14 protein-coding genes are annotated in these 14,912 nt (G+C 49.1%); 5 read left to right on the forward strand and 9 right to left on the reverse strand.

The window, feature by feature from the left end:
* Window positions 1–154: 154 nt before the first annotated feature.
* From BTJ40_RS08285 to BTJ40_RS08295, 3 genes are all read right to left on the reverse strand, one after another.
* Complete coding sequence (locus tag BTJ40_RS08285) at window positions 155–1,906, reverse strand: M28 family metallopeptidase (protein ID WP_108732635.1); 1,752 nt, start codon at window positions 1,904–1,906, stop codon at window positions 155–157.
* 249 nt (window positions 1,907–2,155) lie between these two features.
* Window positions 2,156–3,355, reverse strand: a complete 1,200-nt coding sequence (locus BTJ40_RS08290; protein WP_108732636.1) for a phosphatidylinositol-specific phospholipase C domain-containing protein — start codon at window positions 3,353–3,355, stop codon at window positions 2,156–2,158.
* An 877-nt stretch (window positions 3,356–4,232) separates the two neighbouring features.
* Window positions 4,233–5,357, reverse strand: coding sequence for a M14-type cytosolic carboxypeptidase (locus BTJ40_RS08295; RefSeq protein WP_108732637.1), 1,125 nt, complete (start codon window positions 5,355–5,357; stop codon window positions 4,233–4,235).
* Between the two features lie 516 nt (window positions 5,358–5,873).
* Here BTJ40_RS08295 and BTJ40_RS08300 point away from each other — a divergent pair.
* The gene (locus BTJ40_RS08300; RefSeq protein ID WP_108732638.1) at window positions 5,874–6,353 is read left to right on the forward strand and encodes a hypothetical protein; all 480 of its coding nucleotides are present in this window, start codon (window positions 5,874–5,876) and stop codon (window positions 6,351–6,353) included.
* 100 nt (window positions 6,354–6,453) lie between these two features.
* Here the strand turns inward: BTJ40_RS08300 and BTJ40_RS08305 are convergent, their stop codons facing one another.
* Window positions 6,454–7,104, reverse strand: coding sequence for a LysE family translocator (locus BTJ40_RS08305; protein WP_238152166.1), 651 nt, complete (start codon window positions 7,102–7,104; stop codon window positions 6,454–6,456).
* A 32-nt stretch (window positions 7,105–7,136) separates the two neighbouring features.
* Between BTJ40_RS08305 and BTJ40_RS08310 the strand changes: the two genes are divergently transcribed.
* Window positions 7,137–7,925, forward strand: coding sequence for a TatD family hydrolase (locus tag BTJ40_RS08310; RefSeq protein WP_108732639.1), 789 nt, complete (start codon window positions 7,137–7,139; stop codon window positions 7,923–7,925).
* The gene (locus BTJ40_RS08315; protein ID WP_108732640.1) at window positions 7,922–9,580 is read left to right on the forward strand and encodes an aminotransferase class V-fold PLP-dependent enzyme; all 1,659 of its coding nucleotides are present in this window, start codon (window positions 7,922–7,924) and stop codon (window positions 9,578–9,580) included. The genes BTJ40_RS08310 and BTJ40_RS08315 overlap by 4 nt, the downstream gene beginning before the upstream one ends.
* A gap of 1 nt (window position 9,581) precedes the next feature.
* Here BTJ40_RS08315 and BTJ40_RS08320 read toward each other — a convergent pair whose 3' ends face one another.
* Window positions 9,582–10,778: an acyltransferase family protein gene (locus BTJ40_RS08320; protein WP_108732641.1), complete on the reverse strand. Its 1,197-nt coding sequence runs from the start codon at window positions 10,776–10,778 to the stop codon at window positions 9,582–9,584.
* A 138-nt stretch (window positions 10,779–10,916) separates the two neighbouring features.
* Here BTJ40_RS08320 and BTJ40_RS08325 point away from each other — a divergent pair, with 138 nt between their 5' ends.
* Entirely contained in the window at window positions 10,917–11,801 is an 885-nt protein-coding gene (locus BTJ40_RS08325) for a LytTR family DNA-binding domain-containing protein (protein WP_108732642.1), read from the forward strand.
* On the opposite strand, the gene tcdA is transcribed toward BTJ40_RS08325, so the two are convergent.
* From tcdA to BTJ40_RS08345, 4 genes are all read right to left on the reverse strand, one after another.
* Window positions 11,798–12,598 (reverse strand): tRNA cyclic N6-threonylcarbamoyladenosine(37) synthase TcdA, encoded by an 801-nt coding sequence (tcdA, locus tag BTJ40_RS08330; RefSeq protein WP_108732643.1) that lies wholly within the window; start codon window positions 12,596–12,598, stop codon window positions 11,798–11,800. The two genes, BTJ40_RS08325 and tcdA, sit on opposite strands and share 4 nt — an antisense overlap.
* Entirely contained in the window at window positions 12,585–13,034 is a 450-nt protein-coding gene (locus BTJ40_RS08335) for a thiol-disulfide oxidoreductase DCC family protein (RefSeq protein WP_108732644.1), read from the reverse strand. Before BTJ40_RS08335 ends, tcdA begins: the two co-directional genes overlap by 14 nt.
* Window positions 13,035–13,088: 54 nt before the next feature.
* The gene (locus BTJ40_RS08340; RefSeq protein WP_108732645.1) at window positions 13,089–13,553 is read right to left on the reverse strand and encodes a peptidylprolyl isomerase; all 465 of its coding nucleotides are present in this window, start codon (window positions 13,551–13,553) and stop codon (window positions 13,089–13,091) included.
* A gap of 138 nt (window positions 13,554–13,691) precedes the next feature.
* Window positions 13,692–14,051 (reverse strand): hypothetical protein, encoded by a 360-nt coding sequence (locus tag BTJ40_RS08345; protein WP_108732646.1) that lies wholly within the window; start codon window positions 14,049–14,051, stop codon window positions 13,692–13,694.
* An 84-nt stretch (window positions 14,052–14,135) separates the two neighbouring features.
* On the opposite strand from BTJ40_RS08345, the gene BTJ40_RS22760 reads away from it, so the two are divergent.
* Complete coding sequence (locus BTJ40_RS22760; protein WP_238152167.1) at window positions 14,136–14,810, forward strand: HIT family protein; 675 nt, start codon at window positions 14,136–14,138, stop codon at window positions 14,808–14,810.
* Window positions 14,811–14,912: the final 102 nt, after the last annotated feature.

The following is a 14,912-nucleotide window of genomic DNA, read 5'->3' on the forward strand; positions in this document are numbered from 1 at the left end:
TAGATTGTAAAAAAGCCCCACTGGAGACAGTGGGGCTTTTTTTATTCTGGGAATATATGCGGGTTATTCCAGAGTTTTTTTGTGCAGGTTAAATCGGAAAGGCGGTGGCATCGAAATTTTGCCACCGTTTAATTACCAGCTTTTAATGCCTGGTTTATTTTCTGCTCTCAGCACTGGCATCGCGAATAGCGCGGAACTCATTGCCTTCATACCAGTTCGGCCAGTCGCGGCTATTAGCCAACTTCAGTCCCAGTTGCAGGCCCAGCTGCAAATTCATAGCAGCGCCTTTCAGGTTCCAGTTGGGGTCGTATTCATCGCCGGGCTTATGATAGTGCTGGCTGAGATATTCCTTGTCCTTGGTCTGGGCCCACTCGCGACCATGTTCATGATTTTCGCTGCCAGAATCAAAATATAGCATTGGTACGCCTTCTTTTGCCAGGCTGAAATGATCTGAGCGGTAGAAGTATCCACGCTCCGGGTGCTCTTCAGGGGCCAGATAGCGGCCCTGTTCTTTTGCCGCTGCCTCTAATAGTTGTTCCAGTTCGCTGCTGCCGAAGCCTACGACAGTGATATCTTTGGTTGGGCCCAAGACATTCATGGCGTCGAAGTTAAAGCCGGCAACGGTTTTCTCCAGAGGCTCAACGGGGTTGGCTGCATAGTATTTGGAGCCAAGCAGACCGGATTCCTCTGCGGTTACCGCAATAAATACCAGAGAGCGATCAGCTTTTTCTTCTTTTATGGCCTGGGCTGCTAGGGCCAGCAGTCCGGCAGTGCCTGTAGCATTGTCCACCGCGCCGTTAAAGATGTGATCTTCCCCGGCAGAGTTTTTATTTATGCCCAGGTGGTCCCAGTGTGCAGTATAAACAATTGCTTCATCCGCATATTTCTTGCCGGGCAGCTTCGCAATAACATTGCGGGAGCTGGACTTTTCAAGACTGTTAGTGAGTTCAATACTGGCATTCAGCTCCAGGGATTTAGGGGTAAAGCCCTGGGTTTTTGCCACCGCCATCTCTTCGGTCAGGTCGAGACCCGCTGCCTGGAACAGATCTTTGGCTGCCTGGTTGGTGATCCAGGCCTCTATTGCCACACGGTCAATATTCTTGTCTTCAGCTTCAAGGCTTACCTGGGCGCCAGACCAGGAACCACTCACTACTTCCCAGGGATAACCGGCTGCGCCATTTTCATGAATGATAATGGCTCCAGCGGCACCTTGACGGGCGGCTTCTTCAAACTTATAGCTCCAGCGACCGTAATAGGTCATGGCGTTACCGTTAAATAGAGCCTCATCCTGGGTGGCATAGCCGGGGTCATTCACCAGAATGACTGCGGTTTTGCCTTCCATATCCAGGCCTGCGTAGTCGTTCCAGTTGTTTTCCGGGGCTACAATGCCGTAGCCTACAAAAACCAGTTCACTATTTTTAAGGTTGGATGTGCTGGTTTGGCGCTGGGTAAACGCAACCATGTCATCAATGGGCTTCAATACCTGGCCCACACCTTCTCCTTGGATGATCAGGGGAGTGGATTGAATATCCATTTCAACGATGGGAACTTCCTGAAACCAGCTGGGGTTGCCCTCGGAGTCTACCGCACCAGGGTTTAGACCGATTGCTTCAAATTGATCTGCCAAATAGTTGACCGTCAACTCTTCGCCCTTACTGGCAGGGGCACGGCCTTCAAATTCATCGGAGGCCAATACGGCGATATGCTTGTGCAGGTCGGCAGCGACGACGTCGATCTGCGCCTTCTCTGCAGCTCCGAGGTTGAGATTTTCAGTGCCGTGTTCGATATGTTCCTTATGAGAGTGGGCCTGTGAGCTGACTTCTTCGTTGCCCTTGCTACAACCGCTGATAACACTGCCAATAGCTATAGCTAAGCCGAGGCGGCGCCAGGTGGTAGGGATTCGCATAATTTTATCCTGACAGTCTTGTTAGGAGGCAGATTATGCCTGATCTTGCCTTAACTAACGACATATCAGCAATCGATTGAGGAAAGAGTGTGACCAGCTTTTAAACTGTATTCTCACCTTGACATTTAAATTTGCAGGAGATGACAAGGTTCTTTGTTCGATGAGGGTGAGTAATTAGTTAGACGAATAGGGAGGCTGTTTTTCAGCCCCCCTGTCCAATTAACTAAATGCTCATTATGATCCTGCAGCTTAATTGTGTTGCCACTGACCCTCTGTCACCATGTCTTGATAATTAATCCATACCCTGTCATAGCCTGTGGCTTCCTTGGCGGCTTTGAGGGCTTGATTATCCTGGCTATTGGTGGGGGCAGAAAATAAATAGTCTTCGCCAAATGTCTGGCATACCCCAGTGCCATGGGAGAACGGGCCTGTGGAGGCGCTAACCAGCCAGCTGCTATCAGCCGTATTTTTGCAGGCGAAGCTGTATTGGTTGCTGCAATTGGCATCATTCCAACGTCCATTGCTCCACTGCATGGCGCAATCTTCGTTGTTTAGGTTGTTGGGCTCGTTCTGGTCCCAGGACCAAATCGCAGCGGCGATGCGACCATCGGTGGTGTTCATATTGTCGAGGTTAATGATGTTATGCCCTATAGCAAAGCCATTGCGCACATCATCGGCTGTGATTCGCTCAATGCCGCCACTAAAAATTTCGCCGATGGTGCCAATAGTGGTGCTGTCCTCCCAAACGCGACCAATATTCCCAAGCCCGGTGAATGCCATATTTTTCATGTCGCTGTTGCCTGAGCAGCCACTATCTTTCCAAACGATGACTTGCTTGCCGGCAGCAAGAACATCATTTTTGGTAAGGGTATTGGGGATGCTCTGGCAGCCGCCGCTGTAGAAAATCTTGTCGCCAAATCTACCTGTTATTTGATCGTAAAGATCTTGATGGCGCCCATCAGAATGATCCTCGATATATAAAATAATGACTTCGTCCTGGTTGGCAGTATCATTTAGCCAGTCCTTGATTTCGTTAAACCCTTCAGTGGCGTATTTATCATTAATACTGCAGAGGCCATGGCACAGAAGTAGTCTTTTCGGGTAGGAGAAAAGGCTCTCCATTTTTGTTGTCCAATGGACATCCAACTCTATAAACCGAGCTCCCATACGGAGCTGGTCTTTTATGGAGTATTCCTGTTGAGGATCCAGATAGCGGCATCCCACCGAGAAGTTACAGGCGCGGTACACTTCTGAATTGTAAGAGTTGTGTGTTCCTAAAATATTATTTTCACTCATAGGAGTGTGATTATCTATTTGACGCTGTAGATCCAGGGCGGTGCCTGCCCAGCTGTTTTGGAAGTCTGAAACGCTGTCGGCCCAGATAGGAGGGGAGATAAGGAATAATGCGAATGTTAAAAGGAGGGTTATATCTTTGATAGTGTATTTCATTATTTTTCTCCGAGGTGGGTGGGCGCACCTTCCTTGCGATAGGTGCTAGTGAACATATTTTGATTTTTATTTATTTTCGGGTTCGGTAGCGGGTGTATTTTTTATTGTTTTGCGATTTTTACTATGAGTAATGCTTTTTTGTCTATCCCGTCGGCTATCGAATGTTCATTATTTTTTATAAGTGTCATGATTTAATAATTACTGGGTTGACAGTAGTGGTTTTCCATTCTCAAATATCGATAGGTAAATTGAGTTCATTTATTGCATAAGTTTATAAGCTGAAAAAAGAGGATTTATACGGAAATTATATATTTGGTTTTTTTCTTGCTTGTTTTACATGCTTTTTTCCTGATTTGGAGTGCGATGTTGTCAGTATGATGTCGCTTGATATTCAGAGGGGTTGTGTATATATCAATGTTGATGCCAAGCTGCATGATGGCTAATGAGGGGCGGCTGGGAGTTAACGGCTTTGTGAAGATACTCAATGTTACCTAGGTGTATATTGTTGTTATTTTCCCTCAAGGTGGAAGTGGCGAACAGCTATTTTTTGGTTGTCTGGTGAAGGTTTAGATAGTTTCGATTTCAATGATTGAACTGATTGGGTTTGTTTTATAGTTTTTGAGAAAAAAGCCAGTTAAACGATAGATTTCGAAGTGCATAAAGGCGAACTGGGTCTGACGCTGAGATAGTCTTGTGAAGCGCACAAGAAAATCTAGGAAATATTTAGTGAAACTTAGCTTTTGGGGGATTTTATAGCTGGTGTGAAAATGATTCACAACCAGAAGCAGTAGTAGAAAACCGGACTGTCGATTAGGACAGTCCGGCTCCCGCTAATTTTGATCATCTAGGCCGGGTATACTAGCCTTGTTGATAAAACTCACTTTAGTGTTTTTAATACTTCGCGAATTGGGAAAAGAATGTCGCGAGCAAGTTGTTGGCTGCGTGCTGGAGACCAACCTTCTATTAAGTCGGGTAGATTATCATTGTCTTTGAATGGCATTTCCAGGGTTAGGGCCAGGGTTCGGAACTGGTGACCCGCCCAGGCAGTGCCGATAGTTAGGTTTGCTTCACCTGGCTTATCCAATTCATAGCCATGCTCGGTCTGGAAGTCGGGGCTTATGGCTTTATAAGCCTGCTTAAATGTTTCCTCCAGCTTGGCATGACGCTCGTCATAGCCCGGGATACCTTCACAGGCAGCAACGAAATTGTAAGGAAGGGCTTCGTCACCGTGAATATCCAGGAATATATCCCCGCCCAGTTCCAGCATTTTTTCCCTTACCAGAAATACTTCCGGGCTTCGTTCCATGGTGGGGTCGAGCCATTCACGGTTTAGGTTGGCACCCGCTGCATTGGTGCGCAAATGCCCACGAACGCTACCGTCGGGATTCATATTGGGTACGACGTAAAACACGGTATCTGCCAGCAAACTTTGCGCCGCCGGGTTGGCACCGTCGAGCAAGGCTTCGAGGAAACCTTCAACAAACCACTCAGCCATGGTCTCCCCAGGATGCTGGCGGGCAATCATCCATACTCGGTGCTTGGCGGTGTCCGCGTTGCCGACGGTAAGCATGGTCATATCGCGATCATCTAGGGTTTTGCCGAGAGTTTGCATTTTGACCAGATCGTGGCCTTGTGCCCAAGCGAGCAGGTCGAGATGGCGCTCCCAGGAATAGGGGGCGAAATAAGCGAGATAAATACTGGGCTCATCCAGGGTAACTGTGAAGTCCAGGGTGTTGCCATCGTAGTTGGCGCCGATTCTGAACCAGTTCTGGCGATCGTAAGATGCACATATGCGATAGTTTTCCCAGCCTTCGGGGTAGGCGGATTTGCCGGCGTTGACGATGCGCAAAGGGTAGCTGGTGCCAATGTCACCCTCCAGGCGAAAGTGAAACCACTGATAGAAGTCAGAATTGTTGTCCTGACGGATGGCCAGCTCAATGGGGTTGCTGTCCGTATTGATAACTTGGATATTGCCACTGTCAAAGGCGCTGCTGATATACATTTAGAGAGCTCCACTCTTGTTCTTGGGCGCAGGATACAGTGGGAGAGGGAATTTTTCAGGGGGGAAAGCAGGTGATTTCGCCACTTTTGTGTGCGATTGAACTTGGAGTCCCTGGTACGAGGCAAATAGAAAAGCACGGTATCGATGAAGATACCGTGCTTTAGCCAATCCCTGGCGGCACCTGCTACGACTACTGCTCCCTGAAATTTCCGGTGTCAGACCCCAGGCGACTGCTTACTGCCCGGTCAGATCACAAGTGCGTCACTCCACACTGTCAGAAATTAGTAAATCTCCATAACATCCCGTAGCAAGTGCTGGTTAAAGTTTAGGCAATTGAGCTTGATTGATGTTGTACGAATGTTTTGATCGGCGTAAATTTGTTGATCTTTTGGTCTGAAGACTATCTGGCGCGATTTTGTACAGATAACAAGTAGATCGGGTACCCCACTGCCTTTGTGGGTTGAGAGGGAACAGAAAATAGCCCCGCACAGGGGAGCTTTCGTAAGAGGTGACACCATGAATAGAGTGATTAAACGTAGTATTGCGGCATCCGCAATGTTTGTAACGGTGATGAATTTGAGTGCTTGTGGCTACTTCCTGTACCCAGAGCGAAAAGGGCAGGCGGGTGGCCGAGTGGATCCAGCAGTAGTGATCCTGGATGGTGCGGGGCTGCTATTTGGCCTGCTGCCGGGCATAGTGGCTTTCGCTGTTGATATTACCAATGGCACCATTTACCTGCCGCCAGGACACAGCTCCGTGTTTGATCGCCATGTAAGCAGCTCTGACCAAGGTGCGCCAGAGCAGGTTACTGATGAAGAGGGACAGGCCTGGCTCCGAATCCCGATGGAAGGTATCGATGAGAATACTCAACTCGAGGTGCTCAGTGATCAACTATCGGGGATAACTGGGCAGCATGTCGACGCCGAGGATATTGTCTGGCTGCAGGACTCAGCCGAGCTTCGCGCAGTAAGTCGCTTCCAGGCTGCAGCTCGATAGCTTTTTCTTAACTGAACTCAAACCCTGTATATCGCGCCTTAGTCCTGAGTGGCTCGGGGACTTGAGAGTTCCCGAGCCTCTATAGTGTGAAGCTGGCTTATCAGGTAGTTAGCCCAAGCTGGGTGAGGCCCTCCAGTGCCAGGGGGATAATACTTGCCGCAAGTAGCAACCCCATAGCAATATTGAAACCTCGCAGGTAGCGGGGTTCTGCGAGAAACCGTTTTAGCCCAACGCCAAAGAATAGCCAAATGGCAACACAGGGCCCGCCAATAGCGATAAAAGCCAGTGCAACCTTCGCGACACCCAACCATATTTCTTTACCGGGGCTGGTAAAAGCTGCCATTGCTCCGGTGGCCATAATCCAGCCCTTGGGATTGACCCACTGAAAAGCTACAGCTTGGGTAAAGCTCAGGGGCTGGCTTGAACTGCCAGAACCCATTTCCCGTGTCGATCCAATGACCCATGCCAGATACAGCATATAGGCAATGCCTGCCCAGCGGATAATTTCATGCAATAAAGGGAAATGGTTGAAAACGGTCCCCAAACCCAAGCCAATAGCAACCACCATGGCGGGAAACCCCAGCCAGATCCCCAGCAGGTGAGGTGTTGAGCTATTGATGCCATGATTGAGACCTGAAGACATGATCATCAGGTTGTTTGGCCCCGGTGTAATACTGGCTGAAAAAGCGAAGAGGGCGATGGGCACTAGGGTATCAATCACAGCAGTACCAGTTGAAAAAAGCGACTTCATGCTAATATGCGCGCGATTAACGGGTGTAACAAGTGAAATTTATTGACAGCCATTGCCACTTTGATTTTGAGGCTTTTTCGAAGGACCGGGACCAGATCTGGCAAAGGTGTATCAGTGCTGGAATAGATCGGGTCATTATTCCGAGTGTTTGCGAAGCGCAGTGGCAATCGTTGGGCTCTCTGGTATCGGAACAACCCGGCTGGATGATGGCTGCCGGTCTCCATCCCTGGTGGGTGGAGAAAGTCCCACAGGGTGAGTGTCGGCAGGAAAGTTTGACGGAGCTGGGGCAGCGGCTCAGTGACAGCCTTGAGGAATACTCTTGTGTAGCCGTTGGGGAGTGCGGCTTGGACGCCTCTATCAAAACTGCCATGGGCAAGCAGGAAGATATCCTAAAAATTCAGTTGGATATTGCTTGTAGCCAGGACCTCCCAGTAATTCTGCATGTGCATCGGGCCCACAATGAATTACTGAGACTGTTAAAACAGTTCAGGCTGCCCCGTGGAGGCGTTATCCATGCTTTCAGTGGCAGTGAGCAAATGGCACAAGAGTATTGGAAACGCGGCTTTTATCTCGGCATAGGCGGAACAATTACATACCCCCGCGCAGCAAAAACCCGACGGGCTATATCGTGCATGCCGCTGGAGAGTTTACTGCTCGAGTCGGATGCTCCGGATATGCCCCTTTCGGGGCAGCAAGGCATGCGTAACACCCCCGAAAACCTTTCTAAAATTGCACAGGCGTTGGCTGAGTTACGAGGAGTTTCCGTGCAGGAAATCGCTGATGCCACATGTCGAAATACTGAGAAGTTATTTTCCCTATGAGTTTTTCCGCTGAATCTTTCAGAAAGGCTTTCCCCCTCTTTAACCAAGAAGAAAATAAGGGGTTGGTTTACCTGGATAACGCTGCAACGACACAAAAACCAGAGTCTGTGATCAATGCTGTGCGAGACTTTTACTTGCACAGTAATGCCAATACACACCGCTCAAGTCACCGTCTAGCGCGCAAGGCCACAGAAATGGTGGAGCGAGTGCGCCACCAAGCTGCACAGTTTGTTAATGCCGACAATACTCGGGAAATTGTATTTTGTCGTGGCGCTACTGAGGCATTGAATTTATTGGCACACTGCCTGTGCACTAACTTGGAGCCGGGAGATGAAATTGTTATCTCAACGGCAGAACACCATGCAAATATTATCCCTTGGCAGATGGCAGCCAAGCGATTCAATTTGACCTTGCGGTATGTGCCCCATGTTGCGGGAGTTCCCCAGTTTGATCGCCTGGGAGAAGTCCTCAACGAGCGCACAAGAATAGCTTCCTTAACCGGCGGCTCTAATGCGCTTGGATTGCGTCCAGATCTGGCTGCAGTGAGGCAATTGCTACGCAGAAAGCACCTTATGTGGATCGTCGATGGCGCCCAGCTGGCAGCCCATGAAGCCATTGATGTGCAAAAAATTGGCTGTGACTTTTTTGTCTCCTCGGCACACAAATTTTATGGGCCATCGGGGATTGGTTTTTTATACGGGCGGGAAGCCTTATTGGAGTCTATGCCTCCCTGGCTCGGCGGTGGGGAAATGATCTCAAATGTAGAATTTGAAACGAGCCATTATGCCGGATTACCACATAAATTTGAGGCGGGCACTTCTCCCCTGGCGGCAATAGCAGGCCTTGGAGCGGCACTGGAGTTTCTTGGACGGCAGGACAGAGTGGCAATGGCGGCGCATGAGCAAAAGTTAGTGCGTTGGATGCACCGTGAATTGATAGCGTCACCCAATTTTCGGGTTATCAGTCAGGTCCGCCACAATTTGGGCATTGTTGCCTTTGTACCTGTTCATGGCAGTGCAGCTGACTTAATGCATTGGTTGGATGAGCGTGATATTGCAGTACGAGTGGGACATCACTGTGCGCAATTATTAGGTAAAGAAAGTGGTGATTTGGTGACGGTTCGCGCATCAGTCGCAGCCTATAATACCGACAGTGATATCCAGGCCTTTTTACAGGCACTGGAGGAGTATTGTGAGATCCAGAAGTTAATCGAACAGGGCGACCTCACATTGAGCGATGAGTGGGTGAGGGATGACTTTTCACTCTTACTTCTTGAGCGCTTGGTCTCTCAGCGCAACTGGCAAGGGCGCTACAGGGAGCTGCTACTGTGGAGTAAAGCGATTACCCAAAAGCCTGAGATACGTATCGAAGAAAACCTGGTGCGGGGTTGTGAGTCCGCAGCTTGGTTAGCGCACCGGACAGAGGGTGGTAGGCACTATTTTGGATTGGAAAGTGACAGCAGGGTTGTAAAAGGTCTGGGTGCGTTACTACTTTCACAAATCGATGGCCGCACGGCTACTGAGATTCGAGAGAGAGATCTTTCCCTGTTATTTACTGAGCTGGGACTCGGTAAGCACTTAAGTGAATCGCGCAGCAATGGTTTTTACGCACTGCTGCAACGTGCTTTGAATCTGGTGGAGCAGACCTCCCAATAACTTAACTGGAGCGAGGTATGGGGGTCTCCACTGCAATAGGCTCGATATTGGAAATTGGTTTTAAACCAAACAGCGGCCGCAAAACTGGATTTCTGCGGATGATAAATTCATATGAAGCCCAGCAGCTGAAAATAGTGATTAATAATACTAGCAAGGGCTCCAGGATGGGCCCCAGAGCGAGTTGCCCCAATTGATACACAGCGATTACGGTAATGGTTTGATGGAGGATATACCAGGGATAAACCGCTTCAGTGGCATAGGGTAACCAACGGAATTGCTTATTGAGAAATCGATAAGCGCAGGCTAAAACGGCCAGGAGCCATACCCATCGATTTGTATAGATAACAATAAAAAGCATTTTTTCTTGGGCGGGAATACTGCTATCAGGTAGTACTCGATCAAATAATAGATATAGGGCGAAAGTGAGGGGCGCTGCAATAACCAAGCGATTGCGCAGTCTTGCCAGTATTTCCCAGGGAGCGTTACTGCTGACCAGCAAGTAGCCACAGAAGAAATAGGTAAAAAATCTGGCATGGGTGTACCAGTCGTCGACGACGGCATAGTTTATCCCACCAAAGCGCGGAAATAGGACTAGGCCGTACACCATCATGGGTACAAGCGGCAGAATTAGTAGTTGCCAAGATTTAATATTCTCTATGAATCGGCCCAGCCACCGTTGGTGTTTAAACCACAGGGCTAGAGGAATAAGGGCCAGGGCGTAGCATGCCAGATAGGGTAGATACCATAGATGGTTCCATGTCAGGCCAAACTCACTCCCAGCAAAGGCATTCTCTGGCCAGGGGCTGAACGAGAAGTACTTCAGCAGGAATGATAAGTATCCAGGCTCAATAAAGCCGTTGCTTAGCGCTTCATAGTAGGCCTGGGGTGGAACCACCACCAGCATTCCAAATGCCAGGGGAATCAATAGCTGTTTCATTCTTCTCAGTAAGTAATCTCCAGTGCCCAGCTTGTGGAAGAGAAAATAGCTGGCTGCACCTGAAATCAGGAACAACAACGGCATCCGCCACTGGTTAACCGCTAGCATTACCAGTTGTAGTGGCTCGCTTTGGTAGCTGCTTTTTACATGCCACCCCCATTCCGCGACATAGGCCATTCCCAGGTGGTAGAGAATAAGTAGGCCAAAGGCTAGTACACGAAGGGCGTCAATATCGTGGCGTCTCTGCGTAATTGATTGCATAGGTTTCGTCGTTCAAGGCTGTTTTAGTCGCTCGCTATGCTCCCGTTAGTAATTGCCATTAGCTATCGCAAAGTGCCGATTTGTACGGTTTTAGGGGCCAGTGGTGGTTTTGGGGGGTGAATCGGGGGTAGACTGCCGATGAATTTTTATACTGGTTCAGGAGCAATGACGGTTCAGCAGTATTTGGTGCATCGGCGACAATTTGAGGTGGGGTTCTGGGTGCTCTTTTTTTTCGGCCAGTGGCTTGTTCAGTTCGCTTTGGCATACTTTGATCACCGCCGCTGGGGTTCTATTTTTCAGCCATGGGAATTCCTGGTGTGGGAGGGAACCAGTATCCTAATGATTGCAATCTTATTTCCGCTGATATTGCTCCTTGATCACTATTTTTCCCTGCACAAGGGGAAAGCTCGGCAGAACTTGGCCATACATTTGTTTTTCACTTTGCCTTGGTCCTTGATCCACGTTTCCGGCATGGTGTTTATGAGGGCGGTCATTTACCACCTCAATGATGATTCCTATAACTTTGGCAACTGGCTTGTAGAATTTTTCTATGAGTATCTCAAGGATATTCAAACCTATGCCGCTCTTTTAAGTTCTGTTTATTTGTACCGCTTTTTGTTGGTACGTTTACAGGGTGAGGCGCGCTTATTAGAAGAGCCGGATGAGGGGGATGCTGCTGAGCCAGTAGAAAGGCCGGAGCGCCTTCTGGTGAAAAAGCTAGGAAAAGAATTTCTGGTTAATGTGCGGGATATCGAATGGGTGGAAGCTGCTGGTAACTATGTCAATCTGCACCTGGGCGATAGGATTTACCCCCTGCGGGAGACTATGACCAAGTTATTGGAGCGTTTAGACCCAGGATCATTCGCTCGTGTCCACCGCTCCTATATTGTGCGCTTGGACTCTATTGCGGAGATTGAACCCCTGGAGAGTGGCGATGCGCGTATTCACTTGGTTGGCGGCCAGCTGATCCCAGTGAGTAGGCGCTATCGGGATCAGCTGAGGGCTCAATTAACCCCGGCTTAGCTTTTTGCCTGAAGAATGCGCTCGATGGCCCGGTTGGCGGCCAAAAACCCAAAGGTGCCGGTAATCATAGTTGCGGCACCAAAGCCGCCACTGCAGTCCAACTTAACACCGTCCTGCATTGCGCTCTTTTGTTGGCATACTTGCCCATCTGGCTGCGGGTATACCATTGCTTCGGTGGAAAAGATCGCATCAATGCCAAACTGGCGTTTGCGGCTCTTTTGGAAGTTGTGAAAGCGGTATAGATGTTGGCGAACTTTTGCCAGCATCGGATCATTAATTGTACGGCCGAGATCGGCGCACTCAATGCGATCCGGGGAGCGCTTACCTCCTGCGGAGCCAACCGTTATCAAGCGTAGTTTACGGGCTTTACAGTAAGCGATCAGGGCGGCTTTTACCCGGGCGGAATCTATTGCATCAATCACCACATCGATAGGGTGTATATCGGGGTTGATCAGCTCTGAGAAATTGTCATTAGCGATAAAGTCCTCTTTCGTATGAACCGTAATCTCCGGGTTAATCTGCTGGAGGCGCTCAGCCATCACCTCGACCTTGATTTGGCCTACGGTATCGACGAGTGCGTGGCTCTGGCGATTGGTATTGGTGATGCAGACGTCATCCAAGTCGATTAGCGTCAACTGACCAATGCCGCTTCTCGCCAGGGCCTCTGCGGTCCAGCTGCCGACGCCGCCGATACCGATAACCATTACGTGTGCAGAGGATAAAATCTCGAGGGCTTTATCGCCATACAGGCGAGCGATGCCACCAAATCGCTGTAAATATTGGTCAGACAAGCTCATCTGGGGTCTCTTCAGGTACATCTTCCAAAAAGCGCTGTTTGTCAGCTTCACTCGGCAGCAGGCAACTTTCCCGTTGACCAAACCAGCGATAGCGGTTGCGGGCAACCAAGTCGTAGAGCCAATCCCTTGCCGGGCGGGGAATGTAGCGCAAAATGGCCAATAAACGCCAGGGTTGGGGTAGGCGGCTGGCAATTCTCAGTGCCGCTTCACTCTTGTAAAAGGATTGGTAAGTGCCACCATGTCGTTCCAGCAAAATCATGGTCTGGTAAGTGTCCAGCGGCAGGTTCAGCTGTTTAAGGAAGTGCTGGCCTGCATTGGACTGCACTCGGCACAGGGTAAAGCGCTGCTCTCTGTCGCGCTTGAGTATTAGTTGACTCCAGCTATTGCACAGGTTGCAGATACTATCGAAAAGGATAATGTTGTTTGGCAATGACATAGGAGGAGAGGTTAAACGCCGCGCGTTTAGTGGCGGCGCTTCATTTCTTGCAGGTTAGTGCACGTGCCCGTGGTCAACCTCTTCGGAAGTTGCTTCGCGTACAGAAACAACTTCGATTTCGAAGTGCAACTCCACACCGGCTAGGGGATGGTTACCATTGATAGTGACTTCGTCACCGTCGATGTCGATAATTTCCACTTCAATCGGGTGGCCTTCGCTACTTTCGGCACGGAATGCCATGCCTACAGACAGCTCCTCAACGCCACCAAAGGCACTGCGAGGCATGGTCTGGATCAGCTCAGGGTTTTGCTCGCCGTAACCGTCCTCTGGAGCGATCACCGTGGTAAATTTATCTCCAGGTGCCTTTTCTAGCATTTCACGCTCAAGCCCTGGGATGATATTGCCGACCCCCTGCAGATATTTGAGTGGCTCTCCATTAGCTGAGGAATCAATGACTGTTCCGTCAGCATCTTTCAGGGTGTAGTGGATCTCCACAACTGTGTGGTTGGCAATCTTCATGAATAGTCTCTGGTTTAAAAGAGTATGTGAATGAGCGCTTACCGCTGCGCAATAAAACGGGGGGTAAAGGCTGTGAAGCGCAATTGTATTGACAGGGCCGGCGCGCCGCAACTTGTGCGTTCGCGCCGCTGAAGAAGATTAGCAAGCGATTGAGAGGTCCTGTTCACAACCGCCATAAAGATTGGTTACGATCGCAACCAATTTTGTACTGAGGTCTGGGTGAAAGCCTAACTCCAACAGGCGCCCTTCGAAATACTCAAGCATTGAATCGAAGAGCTCCGGGTTTAACCCCCTGGCTAAAAAGCGAGCACGACTACTTCGGTCTGGCTCCGGTATGGATGATAAAGCGTGGCTAAGGAACTGGGCTTGGCGACTTAGCTGTTTGCGGAAATCACAAGTCTCGTAGGCTGAAAGGTGGTGGCTGAGAGCACCGTAAAATTCACTGACTGTACGGTTAACAAATTTAGTACCACCAACCTGATCCAACAGGCTTTCCATATCTCTCCCCCCGGTGAGCAGTTGGCACTGATTTAAAGTTTATCCGCAGAGCCGAAAAAGTATTTTGGTAACGACAAGCACAGTGTGCATTGGCTCAATGGCGGTACTGCATTAATTGGTGTCGAGCCTAAGACATATTCTTTCAGTATGCCAACTTGGTTTAAGAAAATTGTCATTCTGTTCGACAGGTTGTCATATATTCGGGGCTTATTTCGCCAAAGGGGAAAATATACGTTTGCGCAAGTATTTTCTGAAGCTTTACACTTTATTTTTTCTGCTTGGTGTTATGCTGCACGCTTGCACCAAATAAAAAAATTCAACCTTTTGAGAAAATTTATGGCAAGCATTTTTACACAGATTATTAACGGCGATTTACCTGGCAACTTTATTTGGCGGGATGAAAAAGTCGTAGCTATTTTGACCATTTCGCCAATCAAAGCTGGTCATTGTTTAGTCATTCCTGTTGATGAGATCAATCATTGGGATGACGTGCCGGAGGAGCTGGCTGCTCACCTGATGTGGGTTGCACAAAAAGTGGCAAAGGGGCTGAAAGCAACTTACTCCCCAAAGCGCGTGGGGGTGATGATTGCGGGAATTGAAGTACCCCATACCCATATTCACTTGATACCGGTGGATGAGTTGTCGGATTTTGACTTTTCCAAACAGAAGTCCGCTTCCTCTGAACAGCTGGCACAGGAGGCTGAAAAAATTCGTCAGTCCCTGAAGGAGCTGGGTTTTGACGAGGCAAACTGTGCTTAGGTCAGCAAGAATAAATTCTTAGACTGATTGGTCAAATGGTGTCCCAATAGTTTTTTGCGGGACACTGCATCCAAATCCCCTGTTCATAGAGTCATAAGTGTA

The organism is Microbulbifer sp. A4B17, assembly GCF_003076275.1.
In the GTDB taxonomy this organism is placed as follows: domain Bacteria; phylum Pseudomonadota; class Gammaproteobacteria; order Pseudomonadales; family Cellvibrionaceae; genus Microbulbifer.